The organism is Bradyrhizobium sp. SZCCHNR1051 (assembly GCF_032489615.1).
Classification (GTDB): domain Bacteria; phylum Pseudomonadota; class Alphaproteobacteria; order Rhizobiales; family Xanthobacteraceae; genus Bradyrhizobium.
Genome location: NZ_JAUEYJ010000022.1, coordinates 62658 through 83203, shown reverse-complemented (window position 1 = coordinate 83203; position 20546 = coordinate 62658). Strand labels below are relative to the sequence as shown.

General features: G+C 66.9%; 19 protein-coding genes. 7 read left to right on the top strand and 12 right to left on the bottom strand.

All coding sequences use genetic code 11. The annotated features are described in order from the left end of the window. Positions 1–73 precede the first annotated feature (73 nt). Entirely contained in the window at positions 74–1399 is a 1326-nt protein-coding gene (locus QW868_RS25345) for an LLM class flavin-dependent oxidoreductase (protein ID WP_316231797.1), read from the bottom strand. A 390-nt stretch (positions 1400–1789) separates the two neighbouring features. Here QW868_RS25345 and QW868_RS25340 point away from each other — a divergent pair, with 390 nt between their 5' ends. Beyond that, positions 1790–2179 (top strand): RidA family protein, encoded by a 390-nt coding sequence (locus QW868_RS25340; RefSeq protein ID WP_316231796.1) that lies wholly within the window; start codon positions 1790–1792, stop codon positions 2177–2179. 22 nt (positions 2180–2201) lie between these two features. Here the strand turns inward: QW868_RS25340 and QW868_RS25335 are convergent, their stop codons facing one another. The 4 genes from QW868_RS25335 to topA are packed head-to-tail and all read right to left on the bottom strand — an operon-like array spanning position 2202 to position 8575. Beyond that, positions 2202–2960: an NUDIX domain-containing protein gene (locus QW868_RS25335; RefSeq protein WP_316231795.1), complete on the bottom strand. Its 759-nt coding sequence runs from the start codon at positions 2958–2960 to the stop codon at positions 2202–2204. Positions 2961–3001: 41 nt separating this feature from the next. Continuing rightward, entirely contained in the window at positions 3002–3445 is a 444-nt protein-coding gene (locus QW868_RS25330) for a DUF983 domain-containing protein (protein WP_315740298.1), read from the bottom strand. Further along, positions 3442–5817, bottom strand: a complete 2376-nt coding sequence (rnr, locus tag QW868_RS25325; protein ID WP_315740297.1) for a ribonuclease R — start codon at positions 5815–5817, stop codon at positions 3442–3444. Before rnr ends, QW868_RS25330 begins: the two co-directional genes overlap by 4 nt. 4 nt (positions 5818–5821) lie before the next feature. Next, positions 5822–8575: a type I DNA topoisomerase gene (topA, locus tag QW868_RS25320; protein WP_316231794.1), complete on the bottom strand. Its 2754-nt coding sequence runs from the start codon at positions 8573–8575 to the stop codon at positions 5822–5824. 225 nt (positions 8576–8800) lie between these two features. Here topA and QW868_RS25315 point away from each other — a divergent pair, with 225 nt between their 5' ends. Next, positions 8801–9010, top strand: coding sequence for a hypothetical protein (locus QW868_RS25315; RefSeq protein WP_315740362.1), 210 nt, complete (start codon positions 8801–8803; stop codon positions 9008–9010). Between the two features lie 13 nt (positions 9011–9023). Here QW868_RS25315 and QW868_RS25310 read toward each other — a convergent pair whose 3' ends face one another. Continuing rightward, positions 9024–9467 carry a helix-turn-helix domain-containing protein gene (locus tag QW868_RS25310; protein WP_315740295.1) on the bottom strand — a complete coding sequence of 148 codons (444 nt, stop codon included), beginning with the start codon at positions 9465–9467 and terminating at the stop codon, positions 9024–9026. A gap of 145 nt (positions 9468–9612) precedes the next feature. Between QW868_RS25310 and QW868_RS25305 the strand changes: the two genes are divergently transcribed. Then, positions 9613–10386: a glucose 1-dehydrogenase gene (locus QW868_RS25305; RefSeq protein ID WP_315775218.1), complete on the top strand. Its 774-nt coding sequence runs from the start codon at positions 9613–9615 to the stop codon at positions 10384–10386. Between the two features lie 75 nt (positions 10387–10461). Here QW868_RS25305 and QW868_RS25300 read toward each other — a convergent pair whose 3' ends face one another. After that, positions 10462–11073 (bottom strand): FMN-dependent NADH-azoreductase, encoded by a 612-nt coding sequence (locus QW868_RS25300; RefSeq protein WP_315784507.1) that lies wholly within the window; start codon positions 11071–11073, stop codon positions 10462–10464. A 97-nt stretch (positions 11074–11170) separates the two neighbouring features. Between QW868_RS25300 and QW868_RS25295 the strand changes: the two genes are divergently transcribed. Continuing rightward, entirely contained in the window at positions 11171–11569 is a 399-nt protein-coding gene (locus tag QW868_RS25295) for a helix-turn-helix domain-containing protein (RefSeq protein ID WP_315740292.1), read from the top strand. 3 nt (positions 11570–11572) lie between these two features. On the opposite strand, the gene dprA is transcribed toward QW868_RS25295, so the two are convergent. The 5 genes from dprA to QW868_RS25270 form a co-directional block, all read right to left on the bottom strand. Then, on the bottom strand, positions 11573–12691 hold the full coding sequence (gene dprA / locus QW868_RS25290; RefSeq protein WP_315784505.1) for a DNA-processing protein DprA: 1119 nt from the start codon (positions 12689–12691) through the stop codon (positions 11573–11575). 63 nt (positions 12692–12754) lie between these two features. Then, positions 12755–14155, bottom strand: a complete 1401-nt coding sequence (locus QW868_RS25285; protein WP_315784503.1) for a patatin-like phospholipase family protein — start codon at positions 14153–14155, stop codon at positions 12755–12757. Positions 14156–14291: 136 nt separating this feature from the next. Next, positions 14292–14888 carry a glycerol-3-phosphate 1-O-acyltransferase PlsY gene (plsY, locus tag QW868_RS25280; RefSeq protein WP_315784501.1) on the bottom strand — a complete coding sequence of 199 codons (597 nt, stop codon included), beginning with the start codon at positions 14886–14888 and terminating at the stop codon, positions 14292–14294. Positions 14889–14918: 30 nt separating this feature from the next. Then, a complete protein-coding gene (locus QW868_RS25275; protein ID WP_315784500.1) occupies positions 14919–16220 on the bottom strand; it encodes a dihydroorotase in 1302 nt (433 codons plus the stop codon). A gap of 23 nt (positions 16221–16243) precedes the next feature. Continuing rightward, positions 16244–17197 (bottom strand): aspartate carbamoyltransferase catalytic subunit, encoded by a 954-nt coding sequence (locus tag QW868_RS25270; RefSeq protein WP_231325127.1) that lies wholly within the window; start codon positions 17195–17197, stop codon positions 16244–16246. Positions 17198–17303: 106 nt separating this feature from the next. On the opposite strand from QW868_RS25270, the gene QW868_RS25265 reads away from it, so the two are divergent. The 3 genes from QW868_RS25265 to QW868_RS25255 are packed head-to-tail and all read left to right on the top strand — an operon-like array spanning position 17304 to position 20544. Next, complete coding sequence (locus tag QW868_RS25265; protein ID WP_316231793.1) at positions 17304–18074, top strand: M15 family metallopeptidase; 771 nt, start codon at positions 17304–17306, stop codon at positions 18072–18074. 23 nt (positions 18075–18097) lie between these two features. Continuing rightward, positions 18098–19741, top strand: a complete 1644-nt coding sequence (locus QW868_RS25260) for an acyl-CoA dehydrogenase family protein (protein ID WP_316231792.1) — start codon at positions 18098–18100, stop codon at positions 19739–19741. Then, positions 19738–20544: a CPBP family intramembrane glutamic endopeptidase gene (locus QW868_RS25255; RefSeq protein WP_315784495.1), complete on the top strand. Its 807-nt coding sequence runs from the start codon at positions 19738–19740 to the stop codon at positions 20542–20544. Before QW868_RS25260 ends, QW868_RS25255 begins: the two co-directional genes overlap by 4 nt. Positions 20545–20546 lie beyond the last annotated feature (2 nt).

Genomic DNA, 20546 nt, shown 5'->3' with positions numbered 1-20546 from the left:
GGGGGCGCCGTTGGCCGGCAACCTACCCAGCCAGCCCCCAAAGTCAAGGTTTGAGGGCCAGAATCTGGGGTCCCTAGGCCGTGAAGAAGCGGTTTTTCGGTCGGGGCAGGCCGAGATTGTCCCGCAAGGTCGGCCCCTCATACGCCGTCCGGAAGATCCCGCGGCGCTGCAGCTCGGGAATCACCTTGTCGACGAAGTCGTCGAGCCCGGCCGGCAGGAACGGGAACATGATGTTGAAACCGTCCGACCCACGGCTTTCCAGCCACTCCTGCATCTGGTCGGCGATCGTCGTGGCGGTGCCGACGAAGGACAGACCGCCATAGCCGCCGACCCGCAGCGCCAGTTGCCGCACCGTGAGCTTGTCGCGCGCGGCGACATCGACCAGGCGCTGGCGGCCGCTCTTGGAGGCGTTGGTCTCGGGGATATCAGGCAGCGGGCCGTCGGGATCGAAGCCGGAGGCGTCGGTGCCGAGGATGACCGAGAGCGAGGCGATGGCGCTGTCGTAATGCACCTTGCTGTCGAGCAGAGCGCGCTTCTCCCTGGCCTCGTCGACGCTGTCGCCGACCACGACGAAGGCGCCGGGCAGGATCTTCAGATGCTCCGGATCGCGGCTGACTTTTTCCATGCGGCCCTTGATGTCGGCATAGAGCTTTTGTCCGTCGGCGAGGCTGCCGCCGCCGGTGAACACGGCCTCCGCCGTCTCGGCCGCGAGCTGCTTGCCATCCTCCGAGGCGCCCGCCTGCACGATGACGGGCCAGCCCTGCACGGGACGGGCGATGTTCAGCGGGCCGCGGACTTTCAGATATTTGCCCTTGTGATCGAGCACATGCATCTTGTCGGGTTCGAAGAACAGACCCTGCTCGACGTCGCGCACGAAGGCATCGTCGGCGAACGAGTCCCACAGGCCGGTGACGACGTCGTAGAACTCGCGGGCGCGCTTGTAGCGCTCGGCGTGCTCCATGTGATCGTCGAGGCCGAAATTCAGCGCGGCGTCCGGATTGGACGTCGTGACGATATTCCATCCGGCGCGGCCGCCGGAGATGTGATCGAGCGAAGCGAAGCGGCGGGCGACGTGATAGGGCTCGTCGAAGGTGGTGGATCCCGTCGCGATCAGCCCGATATGCTCGGTGACGGCCGACAGCGCCGAGAGCAGCGTGAACGGCTCGAATGAGGTCACGGTGTGGCTGCGCTTCAGCGCATTGATCGGCATGTTCAGCACGGCCAGGTGATCGGCCATGAAGAAGGCGTCGAACTTGCCGGCCTCGAGCTTGCGGATCAGCTGCTTCAGATGCGCGAAGTTGAAATTGGCGTCCGGCCAGGCGCCGGGATAGCGCCACGCGCCGGTGTGGATGGAGACCGGGCGCATGAAAGCGCCGAGCTTGAGTTGACGTGGGGCCATGAAGGGTCGTCCGCGGATGGTTGCTGTCTTGGGCAGATAGGAACTCGGCCCATGCGTGTCAGCAATCGGCGGCAGAACACGATTTCGTTTTTGGTGGCGGACGTAGCACGCTCATTCCAATGACGTGCCGAGCAAGCGATCCAAACAACGGTGTCATCCCGGCGAACGCCGGGATCCATACTCCGTGAAGGGAATGTGAGGCACAGTCTCGACCATCCGGGCCGATCGAAAGATTCCGCGGTATGGGTCCCGGCGTTCGCTGGGACTACACTTTGTTGTGGGGGTGGACCGCCCACTCGCCGCGACCAGCATCCACCGAGTATCCTGCCCCTCTGGCAGGGACGAACGGCAACAGTGCCTTTCGCACTCATTCACAAGGGAGCCATCGGCGTGTCAGACCGGCTGAACATTTCCTCAGGCTATCCGTTCGAGGACGTCTATGGCTATGCGCGCGCGGTCCGCGTTGGCGAGCAAATCTTCGTCTCCGGAACGACTGCGCGCGGTCCTGATTTGGATCGCGACGTCTATGCACAGGCGCAAAGCGTAATCGGCCTTATCGCCGAAGCGCTGCAGAAGGCGGGAGCGGAGCTCCGTCACGTGGTGCGTACGGTCGTGTACTTGACCGACATGGCGGATACCGATGCGGTGGCCCTTGCGCATAGCGAAGCGTTCGGGGTGGTTCGGCCCGCGAGCACGCTCGTGAAGGTCGCAGGCCTCACGCCTGAGGCGGCTCGCGTCGAGATCGAGGTGACCGCGATCATTCACGACCGAGCATCGTAGCGGCGCTATACCGAGGATTGCCTCAACCGCCCAGCACGTCCTTCTGCATCTTGCCGCCATAGAAATGGAAGAACGGCACCGGCGCGTCGTGGCGGAGCGGGCCGGTGGCGAGGCGGCGGTCGAGCTCGTGGAGAACGTTCCTGGTCATCGGGTGCAGATCGGCGAGCGGCTTGGAGCCGAGCTCGACCCAGACCAGCTCGACCAGCTCGGCATCGGCGTGGATCACGCCGTCGACGCGGTGGGTGATGGCTGAGGCATCCGCGGTGAAGAAGCGGGTGTCGAAGCGTTTGATGCGGCCGGGCGGGGTGATGGCGCGGGCGATCAGGAACAGGCCGGAGGGATCGGGCAGGAGGCCGGCCTGCGCGAATGGCGCCCAAGGACCTTCAAGCTTCGGTGCGGGGCCGTCGACCCTGCGTCCCAGGCAGAGACCGGTTTCCTCGCAGGCCTCGCGGATCGCGGCGACGGCCAGCGACTTCGCGCGCGACGCCGTCGTCTGTGGCTTGCCCTTGAACAGATTGGCTTCGAGCTCGGCCGGCATGGGCGCTGCGACCGGGATGCGGTGATCCGTCTTGTCGACGCGGCCGCCGGGGAAGACGAACTTGCCCGGCATGAACACGACCTTGTCGTGGCGTTTGCCGACCAGCACCTTCGGCACAGTGCTGCTGCGATCGACCAGGATCAGCGTCGCCGCATCCCTTGGCTTGGTGTAGGGATGGTGATCCGCTTCCTTCTCGGCGGGCTTACCCGCCGGCGCGCCGGTCGCCTGTGCCGTCCCGCTCATGTCCTCCCCGCCTTTTTCTTGCTCGTCGATCGGTCGAATGCTCACACCGGTGGAATGCCCTCCACCGGATTGTCGTCGAAGCCGTGCATGCGGAACGCCCATTGCAGCCCGACGACGGCGCCCTTGACCGGCTGAATCAAGGCAAGCGCGGCGACCAAGGTCACCGGCAGATAGATCGCGAGTTGCAGCGCCACCGGCGGCGCGTAGTTGGTCTCGATCGAGAGCACCAGCGGCACGATGATGTGGCCGACGATGACGATCACGAGATAGGCGGGAAGATCGTCGGCGCGATGGCCGGAAAAATCCTGGCCGCAGCGGTCGCAGTTGTCGGCGACTTTCAGGAAGGCGCGGAACAGCTTGCCCTCACCGCAGCGCGGGCAGCGGCAGCGCAGGCCGCGCTTCATCGCGGTCCAGACGTCGCGCTTCTCGGCGAGGCCGGTGTCACGTGTCCAGGTTTGCGGCATTGCGTGGGGCGTTGAACTCATGGCGTCCATGATCTGCCTTTCTTCGATGTGCCGGGCTTGCGTTTTGCCCCTGCCTTTTGGCTTTTCTTGCGGCTTTTTTCTTCGTGCTTCGGACGAGCCTCGGATTTGGCCCGCTTGGTCGCCTTGCTCTTCGCCTTGACGGTCGTCTTGCTCTTCGACCGGTCGCGGCGGCCATGCCGCGAAACGAGGACATCCGCCTGGGTCAGGAGCTCGAAGCGCAGCGCGCCGGCCACCGGCTGAGCTTCTACCAGACGCACGTCGACGACGTCACCCAGCCGGTGCATGGCACCGCTGCGCTGGCCGATCAGCGCGTGCCGCGTCTCGTCATAGTCGAAATATTCCGTGCCGAGGGTCCTGATCGGAACCAGGCCGTCGGCGCCGGTCTCGTCGAGCTTGATGAACAGGCCCGCGCGGGTGACGCCGGAGATGCGGCCCTGGAAGGTAGCGCCGATGCGGTCGGCCAAGTGATGGGCGATCAGCCGGTCGGCGGTCTCGCGCTCGGCCTTCATCGCGCGCCGCTCGGTGACCGAGATCTGCGCCGCGACCTCGGCGAGATGATCCGGCGTCTCGCTGTCGGGCAGGGCGCCGTCGCCGAGGCCCAGCGCGCGCAGCAGGCCGCGATGCACGACGAGGTCGGCATAGCGGCGAATGGGCGAGGTGAAGTGGGCGTAGCGGCGCAGGTTCAGCCCGAAATGCCCGTAATTGTCGGTCGAATATTCCGCCTGCGCCTGCGAGCGCAGCACGACCTCGTTGACGAGATGCTCGTAGTCCTGGCCGGCGACCAGGGTCAGCACGCGGTTAAACAGCGACGGCCTGAGCGCGCCGCTCTTGGCGAAGGGCACGTCGAGGGTCTTCAGGAACTCCTGCAGCGCATGGATCTTCTCCACCGTCGGCTCGTCATGCACGCGGTAGATCAGGGGCAGCGCCTTCTTCTCCAGCAGTTCGGCCGCGGCGACGTTGGCCGAGATCATGAACTCCTCGATCAGCCTGTGGGCGTCGAGGCGCTCCGGCACGACGACGCGATCGACGGTGCCGTCGGTCTTGAGCAGGATCTTGCGCTCGGGGATGTCGAGGTCGAGCGGATCGCGCGCGTCGCGGCCGCGCTTGGCGACCTCATAGGCCGCATAAAGCGGCGTGAGGATCGGCTCGAGCAGGGGACCGGTGACGTCGTCCGGCTTGCCATCGATCGCGGCCTGCGCCTGCGCATAGGAAAGCTTCGCGGCCGAGCGCATCAGCACGCGGTGGAACGAGTGCGACCGCTTGCGGCCGTCGGCGCCGATCACCATGCGCACGGCGAGCGCGCCGCGCGCCTCGCCCGGCACCAGCGAGCACAGATTGTTGGAGATGCGCTCCGGCAGCATGGGCACCACGCGGTCGGGGAAGTAGACCGAGTTGCCGCGGATCAGCGCGTCGCGATCGAGCGCCGAGCCCGGCCGCACGTAGTAGGCAACGTCGGCGATGGCGACGTGGACAATGAAGCCGCCGACATTGTTCGGATCGGGGTCGGGCGCGGCATGAACGGCGTCGTCGTGGTCCTTGGCATCGGGCGGATCGATCGTGACCAGCGGCAGCTCGCGCCAGTCCTCCCGGCCCTTCAAGGTCGCGGGCAGCGCGGCTTCGGCTTCGGCCACCGCCGCGGCCGAGAAGTCCATCGGGATCTCGTGGGCATGGATCGCGATCAGGCTGATCGCCTTCTCGGTGGCGACCGAGCCGTAGCGCTCCTTCACGCGTCCTGCGGGCAGGCCATAGCCACGGCCACGCAGAAGGTCGACGCTGATGAGATCGCCGTCCTTGGCGTCCTTGGTGTCGGCGGGCGCGATGGAGAGCTCGCGGCCGGCCTGCTTCTTGTCGACCGGAATGAGGCGGCCGCCGCCGCCGGGATTGCTGCGGAAAATGCCGAGCACGCGCGGCCGCGCCTGATCGAGCACCTTGAGTACGCGGCCGCGATAGGCCACGCCTTCGGCATCCTTGATCGGCTCGACCCGCAGCAGCGCCCGGTCACCGACGCCGGCGGCCGAGCCCGGCCCGGCATGACGCGGCGTGTGGATGCGGATGCGCGGCGGCTCGGACTGTTCGGCCTCGTCCCATTCGGCCGGCTTGGCGATCAATTCGCCGTCGCTGTCGCGCCCGGTGATGTCGGCGACCAGCGTGGCCGGCAGTGTCGCGGTCTCGACGACCTTCTTGCGGCCGCTCTTCTTCACCGTGCCGTCGGCGACGAGCTCGCGCAGCAACTGCTTGAGCGCGACGCGATCGGCGTTCTTCAGGCCGAATGCGCGGGCGATGTCCTTGGTGCCAACCTTGCCCGGATTGGCGCGGATGAAGGCGACGATGGCCTCCCGCGAAGGGAAGCCGATGTCGCGCTTTTGGGTCATTTTCTCATCCGCGGGCCTTGCCGGCGCTTTTCTTGGGCGTCGCCTTGGTCGCAGGCTTGGCCGAGGTCTTGGCGGCCTTGGCGACGGGCGCACGCGCCTTGCTGGTGGAGTCTGATTTCGGTTTGGCGGCCGCCTTCTTCGCCACGGCCTTTTTCGCCGGCTTCGGCGTGTCGTCGTCACCGCCGGTCTTCGGCTTGGCCTTGCTGGCAGCCTTGGCCGGCTTCGCAGCCTTGCCCTTGGTCTTCTTGCCGCCGCCCTTGGCGGCGCGCTCGTCGAGCAGCGCAATCGCCTCCGCCAGCGTGATCGTGTCCTTCTCCTTGTCGCCGGGAATGGTGGCGTTGACGCCGCCGGCGGTGACATAGGCGCCGTAGCGGCCGGCCTTGACGGCGACGGGGCCGAGCGACGGATGGTCGCCGAGCGCCTTGCCGGGATCGGCGCCGAAGCGCTTGCTCGGTCCCTTGGCGATCTTCTCGGCGATCAGGGTGACGGCGCGGTTGAGGCCGATGTCGAACACCTCGTCGCCCGCCTCCAAGCTCGCATAGGTCTTGTCGTGCTTCACGAACGGCCCGAAGCGGCCGAGATTGGCGATGATCGGCAGACCCGTCTCCGGATGGATGCCCACCTCACGTGGCAGCGACAGCAGCTTCAGCGCGTAGTCGAGTTCGAGGCTCGCGGGCGACGTCCCTTTCGGGATGCCGGCGCGCCTGGGCTTTTCGCCCTCGGCGTAATCCTTCTGCTCGCCGAGCTGGATGTAGGGGCCGAAGCGGCCGGCCTTGACGACGACGTCGAGGCCGCTGTCCGGATCCTGGCCGAGCACGCGATCGGCCGTCGCCTCGCTGTCGGCGGCGAGCGGGCGGGTGTAGCGGCATTCCGGATAGTTCGAGCAGCCGACGAAGGCGCCGAACTTGCCGGCCTTGAGGTTGAGCCGTCCGGTGCCGCAGGTCGGGCACTGCCGGACATCGCCACCATCGTCGCGCGGCGGATAGATGTGGGGCCCGAGCATCTCGTCGAGCGCGTCGAGCACCTGCGCCACGCGCAGGTCCTTGATGTCGTCGACGGCGCCGATGAAGCCGGTCCAGAAATCCTTCAGGACCTGCTGCCAGGCGATCTCGTTGTTGGAGATGCGGTCGAGCTGCTCCTCGAGATCCGCCGTGAAATCATACTCGACGTAGCGGCGGAAGAAGTTCTCCAGGAACGCGACGACGACGCGGCCCTTGTCCTCGCCGTGCAGCCGCTTCTTCTCGAGCTTCACATAGCCGCGGTCCTTCAGCACCTGCAGGATCGAGGCATAGGTCGAGGGTCGGCCGATGCCGAGCTCCTCCATGCGCTTGACCAGCGAGGCCTCGGAGAAGCGCGGCGGCGGCTCGGTGAAATGCTGGGTGACCGCGAGATTCTGACGCTTCAGCGGCTCGCCTGGGCTCATCTGCGGCAGGCGGCGGCCGTCCTCGTCCTCCTCGTCGTCGCGGCCTTCCTGATAGAGGGCGAGGAAGCCGTCGAACTTGATGACCTGGCCCGTCGCGCGCAGCTCCAGGGTGCGGGCGCCCGCCTTGGCGATGATGTCGACGGTGGTGCGCTCCAGCTCGGCGGATTCCATCTGGCTCGCGATCGTACGGGTCCAGATCAGCTCATAGAGCTTGGCCTGGTCGTCATCGAGCCGCTTGCGTAGATCGGCCGGCTTGCGCGACAGGTCGGTCGGGCGGATCGCTTCATGCGCTTCCTGGGCGTTCTTGGCCTTGGCCTGGTACTGGCGCGGGCTCTCCGGCACATATTTGTTGCCGTAGATCTCGCCGATCACCTTGCGGGCCTGGGTGATCGCCGAACCGTCGATCTGCACGCCGTCGGTTCGCATATAGGTGATGAGACCGGTGGTCTCGCCGCCGATGTCGATGCCCTCATAGAGACGCTGCGCGATGCGCATCGTGTGCGCCGGCGCGAAGCCGAGCTTGCGGCTCGCCTCCTGCTGCAGGGTCGAGGTGGTGAAGGGGGCCTGCGGGTTGCGCCGCGCGGGCTTGGCGTCGACGGTCGCGACCGTGTAGCTCGCCGCGTTGAGCGCGTTCTTGAAATCCTCGGCTTCGGCGCCGGTGCCGATGTCGAGCCGCTGGATCTTCTTGCCGTCGGCGCCGACGAGGCGCGCCTCGAAGCTGTCACCGCGCGGCGTCGCCAAGGTCGCGATCAGCGACCAGTATTCGCGCGGGACGAACTTCTCGATCTCGAGCTCGCGATCGCAGACGAGGCGCAGCGCGACCGACTGCACGCGCCCGGCCGAGCGGGCGCCCGGCAGCTTGCGCCACAGCACGGGAGAGAGAGTGAAGCCCACGAGGTAATCGAGTGCGCGGCGCGCCATGTAGGCGTCGACCAGCGCGCCGTCGATCTGGCGCGGATGCTTCATCGCCTCCGAGACGGCCTGCTTGGTGATGGCGTTGAAGACGACGCGCTCGATCTTCTGATCCTTGAGCGCACGCTTCTCCTTCAACACCTCCAGCACATGCCAGGAAATCGCTTCGCCCTCGCGATCAGGGTCGGTGGCGAGAATCAGCCGGTCAGCGCCCTTCAGCGATTTGGCGATATCGTTGAGTCGGCCGGCCGCCTTGGGATCGATCTCCCAGATCATGCGGAAATTCTCGTCCGGATCGACGGAACCGTTCTTGGCCGGAAGGTCGCGGACATGACCGAAAGAGGCCAGAACCTCGTAGGAGGAGCCCAGATACTTATTGATCGTCTTGGCCTTGGCAGGCGACTCCACGATGACGATATTCATGTATTTCCAATGGCTTAGTGGAAGGATTGAAGCTGGCTTCGCGGGATTCGCGCCGGCTGCGTTGACCCGAACATGGGTGGTGAGGGGGTTCCTGTCAAATCGAGGGATGTTGAAAGGCGATTGCGTTCGACCGGCGAAGTACCTATCAGGTTGTACGGAGCACGATGAGAATCGTGCTCTTTTGAGGTTGTTTTTCGTCAAATTCCTTATGCTGGGTGACGGTTGTTGGCCAAGGCAGTGGACAAAAGCGACCCGGACGTCGAGGTGACGGTGGAGGATCCCGACGCCGCGGCGGCGCTGATCGCCGAGGTGACGGCCAGCCTGTCGCATCTGGCGCAGCGTCATCACCTCGACATGCTCGACTACCTGCTGCGCATGGCGAACCTGGAGGCCGAGGAGCATCTCAGGCTGCGCAGCCGCCACAGGCTCTGCTGACGGCCGGCCGCGCTCAGCGCGGGGCGAGAGCGGTTTCCTCCGGCGCCAGCGTCCGGCCGTCCTCCGCAGTCAGCAGCAGCTTGCGAACCGGCCTGCGGTTCGCGCGGTCGACGAGCGCGGTGGCGATCTCGTCCGGGTGCTCGTCGAATTCCTCGCTCCACTGTCGCAGTGCGACCAGGATCGGAAACAGGCCGCGGCCTTTCGGCGTCAGCACGTAGTCGCGATAGGAGCTGCCATCCGCGGCCGGCTCGGTGGTCAGGATGCCACGATCGACCAGCGCCCGCAGTCGCACCGTAAGGATGTTCTTCGCCATGCCGAGGCTGCGCTGAAATGCGCTGAAGCGGCGCACGCCGAGAAAGGCATCGCGGATGATCAGCAGCGACCACCAGTCGCCGATCGCATCTAGCGACCGCGCGATCGGGCAGGCGTCGCCTTCCAGGCTCGTGCGCTTGACCATCACGTCATCCTTGTCCTGTCGCCCGCGGGGCGCGGCCGGTACTCCGGCGCACCCGCGTCAGGTCACGCCCTTGTGTGGTTGCATTATAAAACCGACTGGCCTATGTCGTCTATCGGTTTAATTATGCAACTATTTGGAGGCGGGCGTGAGGCTTGCAAACAAGACGGCACTGATTACCGGCGGCAGTAGCGGCATCGGGCTTGCGACCGCCCGGCGCTTCGTCGCGGAAGGCGCCAGGATCGCGATTACTGGGCGCGATGCCGGGCGGCTGGAGGCTGCGGCGCGCGAGCTCGGGCCGAACGCGCTGGCGCTGGTGGCCGATGCCACCGACATCGCTGCGACCGAGGCCGCGGCCGCCCGCGCCGCAGAGCGCTTCGGCAAGCTCGACATCCTGTTCGCCAATGCCGGCATCCCCGGCGCGACCCCGGCCGGAGCAACCAGGCCCGAGGTGTTCGAGCAGGTGATCCGCACCAATCTGACGGGCGTGTTCTTCACCGTTCAGGCGGCGCTGCCTCATCTCAAGGACGGCGCCTCGATCATCCTCAATGGCTCCGTGATCTCGGTGCTGGGCAATCCCGGCTATTCGGCCTACGCCGCGAGCAAGGCCGGGGTGCGCGCGATGGCGCGGGTGCTGGCGTCGGAGCTGTCGCCGCGCGGCATCCGCGTCAACGTGGTTGCGCCGGGCGCGATCCGGACGCCGATCTGGGGCGCCGCGGTCGCGACGCCCGAGGCTGAGAAGATGTTCGAGGCAAGGATCGCGGCGACCACGCCGCTCGGCCATATCGGCGAGCCGGAGAATATCGCCAGCACCGTGCTGTTCCTGGCGTCGGACGATGCCGCGCACATCCAGGGGCAGGAGCTGTTCGTCGATGGCGGCGCCACGAGCTCGCCGGCCGGTGCGCCGATCTATCGGGGGTAGGCGCCAGAGAGCAGCATGTGGCGAGGTCTCGTCACGGTGAGAGACGGTGGCTGCCGGCGGCAGCCACCGTCTCGATCAGGCAGCGAGATCGCCGGCCGTCTGAAGCGCCGTCGCGAGCGCCTGCTCGCGCTGCTCCGGCCCGATCTGGACACCATCGGCCGCGATGAATGTGAGATCCTTGACGCCGATGAAGCTGAAGACCCCGCGCAAATAGGTCTCCAGATGTTCGAAGGCGGCCATCGGCGTATCCGCGCCATAACGGCCGCCGCGCGAGATTGCGATGATCACGCGCTTGTCGCCGGCGAGCCCTTCCGGGCCGTTCGGGCCATATTTGAAGGTCTTGCCCGCGACCGCGATGCGGTCGATCCATGCCTTGAGCTGGCTCGGGATGGAGAAATTGTACATCGGAGCCCCGATCACGACGGTATCGGCGCGGAGAAACTCCTCAAGGACCGCCTGACCGGACGTGATGTCCGCCTCGATGGCTGGATCCGCTGCCGCTCCTCCGCGCATGGTCGCGACATGCGCGCCAGACAGATGCAACAGCGGTTCTGCGGCGACATCCCGATAGGTGACCTCGAGGCCCGGCGTCAGCTGGCGGAGCCGCGCGACGATTGCGGCGGACACCTGACGGCTGACGGAGTGGGGGCCGAGCACGCTGGAGTCGACATGAAGGAGTTGGGTCATCGGTCAGTCACCTTGGTATTGGTTTGTAACTGGCGCACTATGAGTGACTGTGCTGTAACTCCACAAGAACGCACATTTTTGAAACTCGGGCACAGCCATGACACCTGCGAACAGCCCTGATCCTGACCTGCCGGCGGAGCCGGAGCACAATGATTGCCGGGGCGTCGCCTCGATCCTGGCGCGCGTCGGCGACAAATGGAGCGTGTTCGTCATCATGATGCTGCAGGACGGGCCGAAGCGCTTCAACGAGCTCAAGCGCCTCGTGGGCGGCATTTCCCAGCGCATGCTGACCCTGACGCTGCGCGGCCTCGAACGCGACGGGCTGGTGACGCGCACGGTGTTTCCGACCATCCCGCCGCGGGTCGACTATGAATTGACCGATCTCGGCCGCGGCCTGTCGCAGCCCGTGCAGGCGCTCGGGCACTGGGCCATCCAGCACCAGGAGCAGATCGAGCGGGCACGAACGCACTTCGACGCACGCAAGGATGCCGACTGAGCGCTAGGTGAGTGACACCATCCCGCCGCCGTGGCGCTCCAGGCGGCCGGCCAGCTCCAGCTCGAGCAGCACCATGCGCAGCACGGCGGGTGACAGACCGCTGATCCGGATCAGGTCGTCGATCGAGACGGGCGTCGGGCCGAGCAGGGCTGTGATCTGCGCGCGGTCGTGGCTTTCGGGATCGGGGGCGAACAACTCCTCGTCCGGCTCGCGCAGCGAAAAGGGCAGCGGCCGCTCCATGATCGGGCCGACGGCCTGGATGATGTCGGCGGCTTCGGTGACGAGCGCGGCGCCCTGCTTGATGAGATCGTTGGTGCCCGCGCAGCGGGGATCGAGCGGCGAGCCCGGGACGGCGAAGACCTCGCGGCCCTGTTCGCCGGCCATGCGCGCCGTGATCAGCGAGCCCGAGCGATGCGCGGCCTCGACGACGACGACGCCGAGCGAGGCGCCGGAGATCAGCCGGTTGCGGCGGGGAAAGTCGCGGGCGCGCGGCTCGTGTCCGAGCGGCATCTCGGAGATTGCGGCGCCGCTGCCACTGATGATGGCGCCGAGCAGGTCGACGTGCTCCGGCGGATAGATCCGGTCGTGGCCGCCGGCGAGCACCGCGACCGTGCCGCTGCCGAGGCTCGCGCGATGGGCGGCCTGATCGATGCCACGGGCGAGGCCGGAGATGATGACGAAGCCGGCCTGACCGAGCTCATGGGTGATCTGGCCGGCGAATTTGAGTCCGGCGGCGGAAGCGTTGCGCGAGCCGACGATGGCGATCATCGGGCGCATCAACGTCTCGCGGGCGCCGCGCACCGCGAGCAGCGGAGGCGCATCCTCGCAGGCGGCGAGGCGGGGCGGATAGCCGTCCTCGTCCGGCGCCCGCAGTTCGACGCCTTGCCGTTTGCAGGCTTCGAGTTCGGCCTCGGCTTCGCCGACCGTGCAGATCCGGCCGGCTCCGGCCGCGCCGCCGCGGCGTGCCAGATCGGGCAGCCGGTCGAGCGCTACGCGCGCGGTGCCGAAATGGTCGAGCAGCGAGCGGAAGGTGCGCGGGCCGACATTGTCGGACCGGATCAGGCGCAGCCGGTCGCGCCGCTCGGTGTCGCTCAGCTCGATCGTCGTGTTGATGGCATCCACGCAAAGCCCCCTTTTACCGGGGACTAGAATGGAGCAACCCGAGGACGCAGGGAAGAGGGCGCGCTACGCCGGCGCGACGTCGCGTACATTCTCGGACGCGGACATCGGAGACGACAGCGCCGGCTGATCGCCCTGGATGGCCGGCGTGGTGCCGACCGGAGCCTCGCGCAGCCAGCGCTCGGCGGCGTCGCGTCCGCGCTGGTACAGCAACTCGATGAAGCTGCTGCCGAGATCGGTCGCATCGCGCTGAGCCAGGGCCTCGATCTCGTCCTCGGCGGCAAGCCGATGAACGCGCGGCGGATGCAGGCCGTCGCTGCGTGCCCATTCGAGCGCCGCGAGCTCGGCGTTCAGGACCGCATTGCCGGCGATCTGGTCGAGACGGCGATCGATCGCGGCCGAGGTCATCGGGACATTGCCGTCGCGCGCGGGCGTGACCTGAACGACCAGCAGGTCGGCGGCGCTGGACTCATGCGCGATCTGGATCAGCGGCGGATTGGTGAGGTAACTGCCGTCCCAATACGCCTCGCCCTCGATGTCGACAGCGGCGTGCAGTTGCGCGGGACAGGTGGAGGCGAGCAGCGCATCCGGCGTGATGCCGGCATTGCGGAAGATCTGCGGCAGGCCGTCACGGGCCCGGGTCGCCGCGATCAGCAGGCGGGGCGCGGCCGGGCCCTGCACGGCGTCGAAATCGATCGTCTCAAGGAGGATGTCGCGGAGCGGGTCGAGATCGAGCGGGTCGGCGCGTCCGCCGCGCAGCCCCGCACCGAACGACACCGAGCTGCTCGCCGGCGAGTACGCGCCGATCACCAACAGCGATCGGAACGACGCCTCCTCCATCAGCCGGGTCCAGAACAAAGCGAGCCGGTTGCGGGCTTCGTCGCGGCCGCCCTTGGCGAGCCCGCTCGCGAGCAGCGCGGCGTTGACCGCGCCGGCGCTGGCGCCGCTGATGGTGTCGAAATCGCAACCGGGCTCCTCGAGCAGGCGATCCAGCACGCCCCAGGTGAAGGCCGAGAACGTTCCGCCGCCCTGCAGGGCCAGCGACAGCTTGCGCGGCGGCCACGTCCGGGGTGGTGGCGGCAGCGTGACCGTTGCGATCGTCTCCGCAAGCGTTCGCTCGGGCGTCTCTGCAGCTTTGGTGTCGCTGATCACGGGCGCGCTCGTGGCCGTCATGATCATCTCGGTAACGGCCGGCGCGACATCGGCTCGTTCCGGCGCAGGGTGCGGTTCGGATGCTTCGGTGGATGGTGCCACGTTCGGCATGATCGGCGCAGCGGGCGCGATCGCCTCAGGCGTGGGCGCCGGGTCTGTAGCGGCCGTGATGCCGGTCGACCAGATCTCGGCGGCCGAGAGCAGCAGGCTGGCGTTCGATCGGGCCGGGGCCGCCTTCTGCTGCGCCGGAGCCTGATCAGTACGGTCATCGTGCGTGGCCGACGAACCGCTGGAATTGGTCTTGCGTAACCACATGCAGGAATCATGACAGGCAATCATGATTCACGCCAGAGTCCCGCGTTAACTTATTAGCTGATGAATCGCCGGTGTTGCTGCGCAGCCGCTGTGAAATCAGGGCGCAACACAGGTTTTCCGTATTTGTCCGGAGTGATTACTTCTTCGCCCCGATCTTGCTCTCGGTGCCCGACTGCAATCGCTTGATGTTTTCGCGATGCATGTAAACGAGCAACAGTGTGAGCAAGGTGAACAAGGCGGCCAGCGCGGTGTGACCGAAAGCCCACAGCACGATCGGCGTCAGCACGCTGGCGACGAGTGCCGCGAGCGATGAGTAGCGGAGCGCGAACGCGGTGGTGAGCCACACCAGGCAGAAGAAGATGGCGCCGGGCCAGAACAGGCCAATCAGAATACCGATGTAGACCGCCACGCCCTTGCCGCCGCGGAACTTCAGCCACACCGGGAACAAGTGGCCGAGGAAGGCGCCGAGGCCCGCGATCATCGCGGCATTCGGGCCGCCGAGATAGCCGGAGATGATGACTGCGGCCGTGCCCTTCAGCGCGTCGCCGAGCAGGGTTGCTGCCGCGAGCCCCTTGCGTCCGGTGCGCAGCACGTTGGTGGCGCCGATATTGCCGGAGCCGATGCTGCGCAGATCCTGCGTGCCGGCCAGCCTGGTCAGGATCAGGCCGAACGGGATGGACCCCAGGAGATAGCCGATGATGAGAGCGAGGGGCAGGAAGGCTTCGGAACCCATCACACCACTCCTTCCGAGCTTGGCCTTGCGTCAGACATGTTCGAACACGGTGCGGCCGCCGACGATGGTGCGGACCACGCGGCCGGTGAAGCGGGCTTCGTCGAACGGCGTGTTCTTGCACAGCGATTTGAGGTCGGCCGGATCGAGGATCCAGGGCACGTCGGGATCGATCACGATGACGTCGGCCGGCGCGCCCGCCCGCAAGGTGCCGCCGGGCAGGCCGAGCAGCTCGGCGGGCCGGGTCGACATCGCGCGGATCAGGGTCGTCCAGCTCAGCTCGCCATTGTGTACGAGCCGCAGCGCCGCCGGCAGCATGGTCTCAAGGCCGACCGCGCCGCTCGCAGCCTCCGCGAACGGCAGCCGCTTGACCTCGACGTCCTGCGGCGTGTGGTCCGACATGATGACGTCGATCAGGCCCGAGGCCAGCGCCTCGACCAGCGCGCGGCGGTCGACCTCGGTGCGCAGCGGCGGCGTCAGTTTCAGGAAGGTGCGGTAGGGGCCGATGTCGTTCTCGTTCAGGGTGACGTGGTTGATCGAGACCGACGCGCTCACCGTGAGGCCTGCCTCGCGGGCCCGCCTGAGGATGTCGAGCGAGTCGATCGAGCTCAGCGCTGCCGCGTGATAGCGTCCCTTGCTGAGCGCCACCAGGCGCATGTCGCGTTCGAGCACGACGGCTTCCGCTGCGGGCGGAATGCCGTAGAGGCCGAGCCGAGAGGCAAACTCGCCTTCGTTCATGACGCCTTCGCCGACGAGATTGGGATCCTCGGTGTGATGCACGATCAGGGCGTCGAAATCCCGCGCGTAGGTCAGCGTGCGGCGCATCACCTGCGCGTTCATCACGCTGGTATGGCCATTGGAGAAGGCGACCGCGCCGGCAGCGCGCAGCAGCCCGATCTCGGTCATCTCCTCGCCGCGCAGGCCCTTGGTCAATGCCGCCATCGGCTGGATGTTGACGATGGCGGTGTCGCGCGCGCGGCGCAGCACGAAGTCGACGGTCGCCGAGTTGTCGATGACCGGCTCGGTGCCGGGCTGGCAGATGATGGTGGTGATGCCGCCGGTCGCGGCCGCCTGGCTGGCGCTGGCGAAGGTCTCGCGATGGCCCAGACCCGGCTCGCCGACGAAGGCGCACATGTCGATCAGGCCGGGGGCCACGATCTTGCCGGCGCAGTTGACGACGTCAGTGCCCTCGGGCACGCCGGCTGCGCCGATGCCGCGCTTGAGGTCGCGGATGACGCCGTCGGCGATCAGCACGTCGCCGGGGCCGTCGAAGTCGCGGGAGGGGTCGATGACGCGCGCATTGGCGAGCAGGATCGGGCGGCGGTCGGTCAGCATGGCGTTTTGTCCCGACTTCTGTATCACGCGTTGGGCAGGTTGCGGGCCAGTGCTTCGAGCACGGCCATGCGCACGGCAACCCCCATTTCGACCTGTTCCCGGATCAGCGATTGTGCGCCATCGGCAACGATGGACTCGATCTCGACGCCGCGGTTCATCGGTCCCGGATGCATGACCAGCGCGTCTGGCTTGGCGTAAGCGAGCTTCTTCTGATCGAGCCCGAAATACTGGAAATATTCCGACGACGACGGCACGAACGAGCCGTTCATGCGCTCGCGCTGCAGCCGCAGCATCATGACGATGTCGGCGCCGTTGAGGCCCTCGCGCATGTCGCGCGCGACCTCGACGCCCATCCGCTCGATACCGGGCGGCAGCAGCGTGGAGGGCGCGACGACGCGGACGCGGGCGCCCATCGTATTCAGCAGCAGGATGTTGGAGCGCGCGACGCGCGAATGCAGCACGTCGCCGCAGATCGCGATCACCAGCCCCTCGATGCGGCCCTTGTTGCGGCGGATCGTCAGAGCATCGAGCAGCGCCTGGGTCGGATGCTCATGCGCGCCGTCGCCGGCATTGATCACGGAGCCGTCAACCTTGCGCGCGAGCAGCTCGACCGCGCCGGACGCATGGTGGCGGACCACCAGGATGTCCGGGTGCATCGCGTTCAGCGTGACCGCGGTGTCCATCAGGGTCTCGCCCTTGCGCATGGACGAGGACGACACCGACATGTTCATGACGTCGGCGCCGAGCCGCTTGCCCGCGATCTCGAACGAGGACTGGGTCCGCGTCGACGCCTCGAAGAACAGGTTGACCTGGGTCCGGCCGCGCAGCACGGTGCGCTTCTTGTCGACCTGACGATTCAGTTCGACATATTCCTCGGACAGATCGAGGAGACCGGTGATGTCGTGGGCGGAAAGGCCCTCGATTCCCAGCAAATGCCGGTGCCCGAGGACGAAAGTCGATTTCGGAGAGGTTGCCATTAAAGCCAGAGCTATAGGCGCGGTTTCCGCAGGGGGCAAGGCCGAAAGCCGGGGTTCCGAGTTATCCCCCGTTCCGTCTTTCGAGCCTCTCAGGGGGCTCCAAACCATGGGCTGGCGGGCCATCGCCGGAGGAGGTCCGCTCCGATATGCCCTGATCCTGCTGGCGGCGATCGTGCCGGCCTGTGCGGCCGCGTTGCCGTTCGATTTCGTCTATCTCCGCGACATCGACCCGACGATCCTCCAGGACATCCGTTATGCCGGCAGCAACAATTTCGTCGGCCGCCCTTTGCCGGGCTACGAGGCGGCCGAATGCGTCGTGACGCGTGACATGGCGCGGCGGCTGCAGGCCATCCAAGCCGAGCTGCGGCCGCGCGGCCTGTCGCTGAAGATGCTCGACTGCTACCGGCCGGTGCGTGCCGTGGCGGAGATGCTGGCCTGGTCGCAGGACGGCGTCGAGACCACGGCCGGTCGCCGTTACACTCCGCGCATTGCCAAGCAGGACCTGTTTCGTCTCGGCTATATCGCCGTGCGTTCGAGCCATTCGACCGGTGCCGCGCTCGATCTCACGCTGGTCGAGCTCGCGGCGGACAATTCGGCGGTGTTCGATCCGGCCAAGGACTATGCCGACTGCACCGCGCCCGCAGCGCTACGCGCGCCCGAGGGCAGCGTCGACATGGGAACCGGCTACGACTGTCTAGATCCCAAGGCGCATACCGCCGCGCAAGGATTGACGCCCGAGCAGCGGCGCTGGCGCGATGAGCTGCTCTCGGCCATGGCGCGGCAAGGTTTTGTGAACTATGCGAAGGAGTGGTGGCACTTTTCGCTGCCGGGCGCTGGCGCGACCACTTATGTTTTTCCCATTCGGCCGCGCCGATGATCGATCTGTAGCAGGGCACGGCCATGACGCAGTCTTCCTTCGCGACCCATGAGGTCTTCAACCAGTCGCCGCCATTCGAGGACGTCAACCTGTTCACGGCAGACCAGCCGCTGGTCGACGCGGTGAAGGCCAATGGCGGTGCTGGCGCCGAGCAGGAGCTGTCTGCGTTCGGTGCGCTGTGGGGCTCGGCCGAGATGGCCGAGCAGGGCCGGCTCGCCAACGAGAACACGCCGAAGCTGCGCAGCTTCGACGCCAAGGGCTTTCGGCGAGACGTCGTCGAATTCCATCCGGCCTACCATGCGATGATGTCGCGCTCGGCCGCGGCCGGCCTGCACAATTCGACATGGACGGCAGAAGGCCGGCCCGTCGGCGGCTGCTCGGAAGTGGTGCGCGCCGCGAAGTTCTACATCGCCTCGCAGGTCGAGAGCGGCCATTTGTGTCCGATCACGATGACGCGCGCCTCGGTGGCGGCGCTGGCCGCCCAGCCCGATCTGCTGGCTAGAGCGATGCCGATCATCGCGACTGATGACTACGATCCGGCGTTTGCGCCGTGGTGGCAGAAGCGCGGCATGACGCTCGGCATGGGCATGACCGAGAAGCAGGGCGGGACCGACGTGCGCGCCAACATGACGCGCGCTGAGCGCATGACCGATGGCTATCGCATCACGGGGCACAAATGGTTCATGTCGGCGCCGATGTGCGACGCCTTCCTGGTGCTGGCGCAGGCCGAAGGTGGCCTGACCTGTTTCTTCATGCCGCGCTTCAAGCCGGATGGCTCGGTGAACGCGATCCAGTTTCAACGCTTGAAGGACAAGCTCGGCAACCGCTCCAATGCCTCGTCGGAGGTGGAGTTCGTCGGCGCCTATGCGGAGCGGGTCGGCGACGAGGGCAGGGGCATCAGCACCATCATCCAGATGGTGCAACTGACGCGGCAGGATTGCGCGATCTCGTCAGCCGGCCTGATGCGCTCGGGGCTGGCGCACGGGCTGCATCACGCGCGCCACCGCAGCGTGTTCCAGAAGCATCTCGCCGACCAGCCGCTGATGCAGGCGGTGCTCGCCGACATGGCTCTCCATGTCGAGGCGACGGTGGCGCTGGTGATGCGGCTGTGTCAGGCGTTCGACCGTGCGCCTCTGTCGCCGCGGGAGGCGAACTACGTGCGGCTGCTGACACCGGCGATCAAATACTGGGTGTGCAAGAGCGCGCCGCCGTTCCTGTATGAGGCGATGGAATGCCTCGGCGGCAACGGCTATGTCGAGGACGGCATTCTCGCGCGCCATTTCCGGGAGTCGCCGGTCAATGCGATCTGGGAAGGCTCGGGCAACGTGATGTGCCTCGACGTGCTGCGGGCGCTGACGCGCGAGGCGGAGGCGGCCGCGCACGTGCTGATGCAACTGAAGGCAGAGACCAGCGGGCTTCCCGGCGCGGCGGAGGCGCTCGCTTTCATCGAGACCGGCTTCCGCCGGCCGGATTCCGAGCGCGTTGCCCGGCTTGCGGTCGAGAAGCTGGCGCTGCTCGCCGCCTGCGCCGCGCTCAACGTGGTCATGCCTCGCCATGCCGAACTGTTCGCCGCGACGCGGCTCGCTGCCGTGCATCCGAGCATGTATGGCGCGGTCGATCTCGATCCGACTGATATCCGTGCCTTGCTGGAGCGCGCCCTGCCTTGACCGATTCTCCTGAAGCCGCCGTCGCGGACTCGCTCGATCCGGCCAATCCACCACAACAGGTCGCGCCTGCGAAACACCAGCCGCGCACGCTCGGCTTCTGGTGGACCGCGCTGTGGGGCTTCGTGATCTTCATCGCGCTGTTCGCCGGCCAGGCTGCGGTGGTCGGCTACTTTCTGCTGATGCGGGACGGGCCGACCGACGCCGCTGCGCTGGTTCACATCGCCAGCCGCGGGCTGACCTTGTCGCTGTCGGTGATCATGGGCCTGCCGGCCGTGCTGCTGGCGGTCTATTTCGCCGTCCGTCACACCCGCACGCCCTTCGCCGAATATCTCGGCCTGCGCTGGACGTCGTGGAAGTATGTCGGCATCGGCATCGTGGGCATGGTGGTGATCGTCGTCGCCTGGGACCTGATGTCACGAGCGACGGGGCGCGAGGTCTCGCCGGGCTTCATGTTGGACGTCCTGAAGACGGCCAAGGGCGACGGCACGGTCTGGCTGATGGTGCTCGCCTTCTGCGTCGCGGCGCCGCTGTCCGAGGAATTGTTCGCGCGCGGCTTCCTCTATCGCGGCTGGTCGGATTCGTTTCTGCGGGTGCCGGGCGCGATCGTCCTGTCGTCGCTGGTCTGGACCGCGATGCATCTGCAGTACGACTGGTACTTCTTTCTCGAGGTGCTCGCGCTCGGCCTGTGGTTCGGCTATCTGCGCTCGGTCAGCCATTCGACCTGGCTGACCGTCGTGCTGCATGGCCTCAACAACCTCGCCGCCACCGTGCAGACCATGTGGCTCGCCAGCGGCCACTCCTGAGC

What these genes read in the sequence shown, in the direction of transcription:
- QW868_RS25345 (WP_316231797.1), bottom strand. Translation starts at nt 1,399, where the DNA reads ATGGCCCCACGTCAACTCAAGCTCGGCGCTTTCATGCGCCCGGTCTCC.
- QW868_RS25335 (WP_316231795.1), bottom strand. Translation starts at nt 2,960, where the DNA reads ATGAGCGGGACGGCACAGGCGACCGGCGCGCCGGCGGGTAAGCCCGCC.
- QW868_RS25330 (WP_315740298.1), bottom strand. Translation starts at nt 3,445, where the DNA reads ATGAGTTCAACGCCCCACGCAATGCCGCAAACCTGGACACGTGACACC.
- rnr (WP_315740297.1), bottom strand. Translation starts at nt 5,817, where the DNA reads ATGACCCAAAAGCGCGACATCGGCTTCCCTTCGCGGGAGGCCATCGTC.
- topA (WP_316231794.1), bottom strand. Translation starts at nt 8,575, where the DNA reads ATGAATATCGTCATCGTGGAGTCGCCTGCCAAGGCCAAGACGATCAAT.
- QW868_RS25310 (WP_315740295.1), bottom strand. Translation starts at nt 9,467, where the DNA reads ATGGTCAAGCGCACGAGCCTGGAAGGCGACGCCTGCCCGATCGCGCGG.
- QW868_RS25300 (WP_315784507.1), bottom strand. Translation starts at nt 11,073, where the DNA reads ATGACCCAACTCCTTCATGTCGACTCCAGCGTGCTCGGCCCCCACTCC.
- QW868_RS25295 (WP_315740292.1), top strand. Translation starts at nt 11,171, where the DNA reads ATGACACCTGCGAACAGCCCTGATCCTGACCTGCCGGCGGAGCCGGAG.
- QW868_RS25285 (WP_315784503.1), bottom strand. Translation starts at nt 14,155, where the DNA reads ATGTGGTTACGCAAGACCAATTCCAGCGGTTCGTCGGCCACGCACGAT.
- plsY (WP_315784501.1), bottom strand. Translation starts at nt 14,888, where the DNA reads ATGGGTTCCGAAGCCTTCCTGCCCCTCGCTCTCATCATCGGCTATCTC.
- QW868_RS25275 (WP_315784500.1), bottom strand. Translation starts at nt 16,220, where the DNA reads ATGCTGACCGACCGCCGCCCGATCCTGCTCGCCAATGCGCGCGTCATC.
- QW868_RS25270 (WP_231325127.1), bottom strand. Translation starts at nt 17,197, where the DNA reads ATGGCAACCTCTCCGAAATCGACTTTCGTCCTCGGGCACCGGCATTTG.
- QW868_RS25265 (WP_316231793.1), top strand. Translation starts at nt 17,304, where the DNA reads ATGGGCTGGCGGGCCATCGCCGGAGGAGGTCCGCTCCGATATGCCCTG.
- QW868_RS25260 (WP_316231792.1), top strand. Translation starts at nt 18,098, where the DNA reads ATGACGCAGTCTTCCTTCGCGACCCATGAGGTCTTCAACCAGTCGCCG.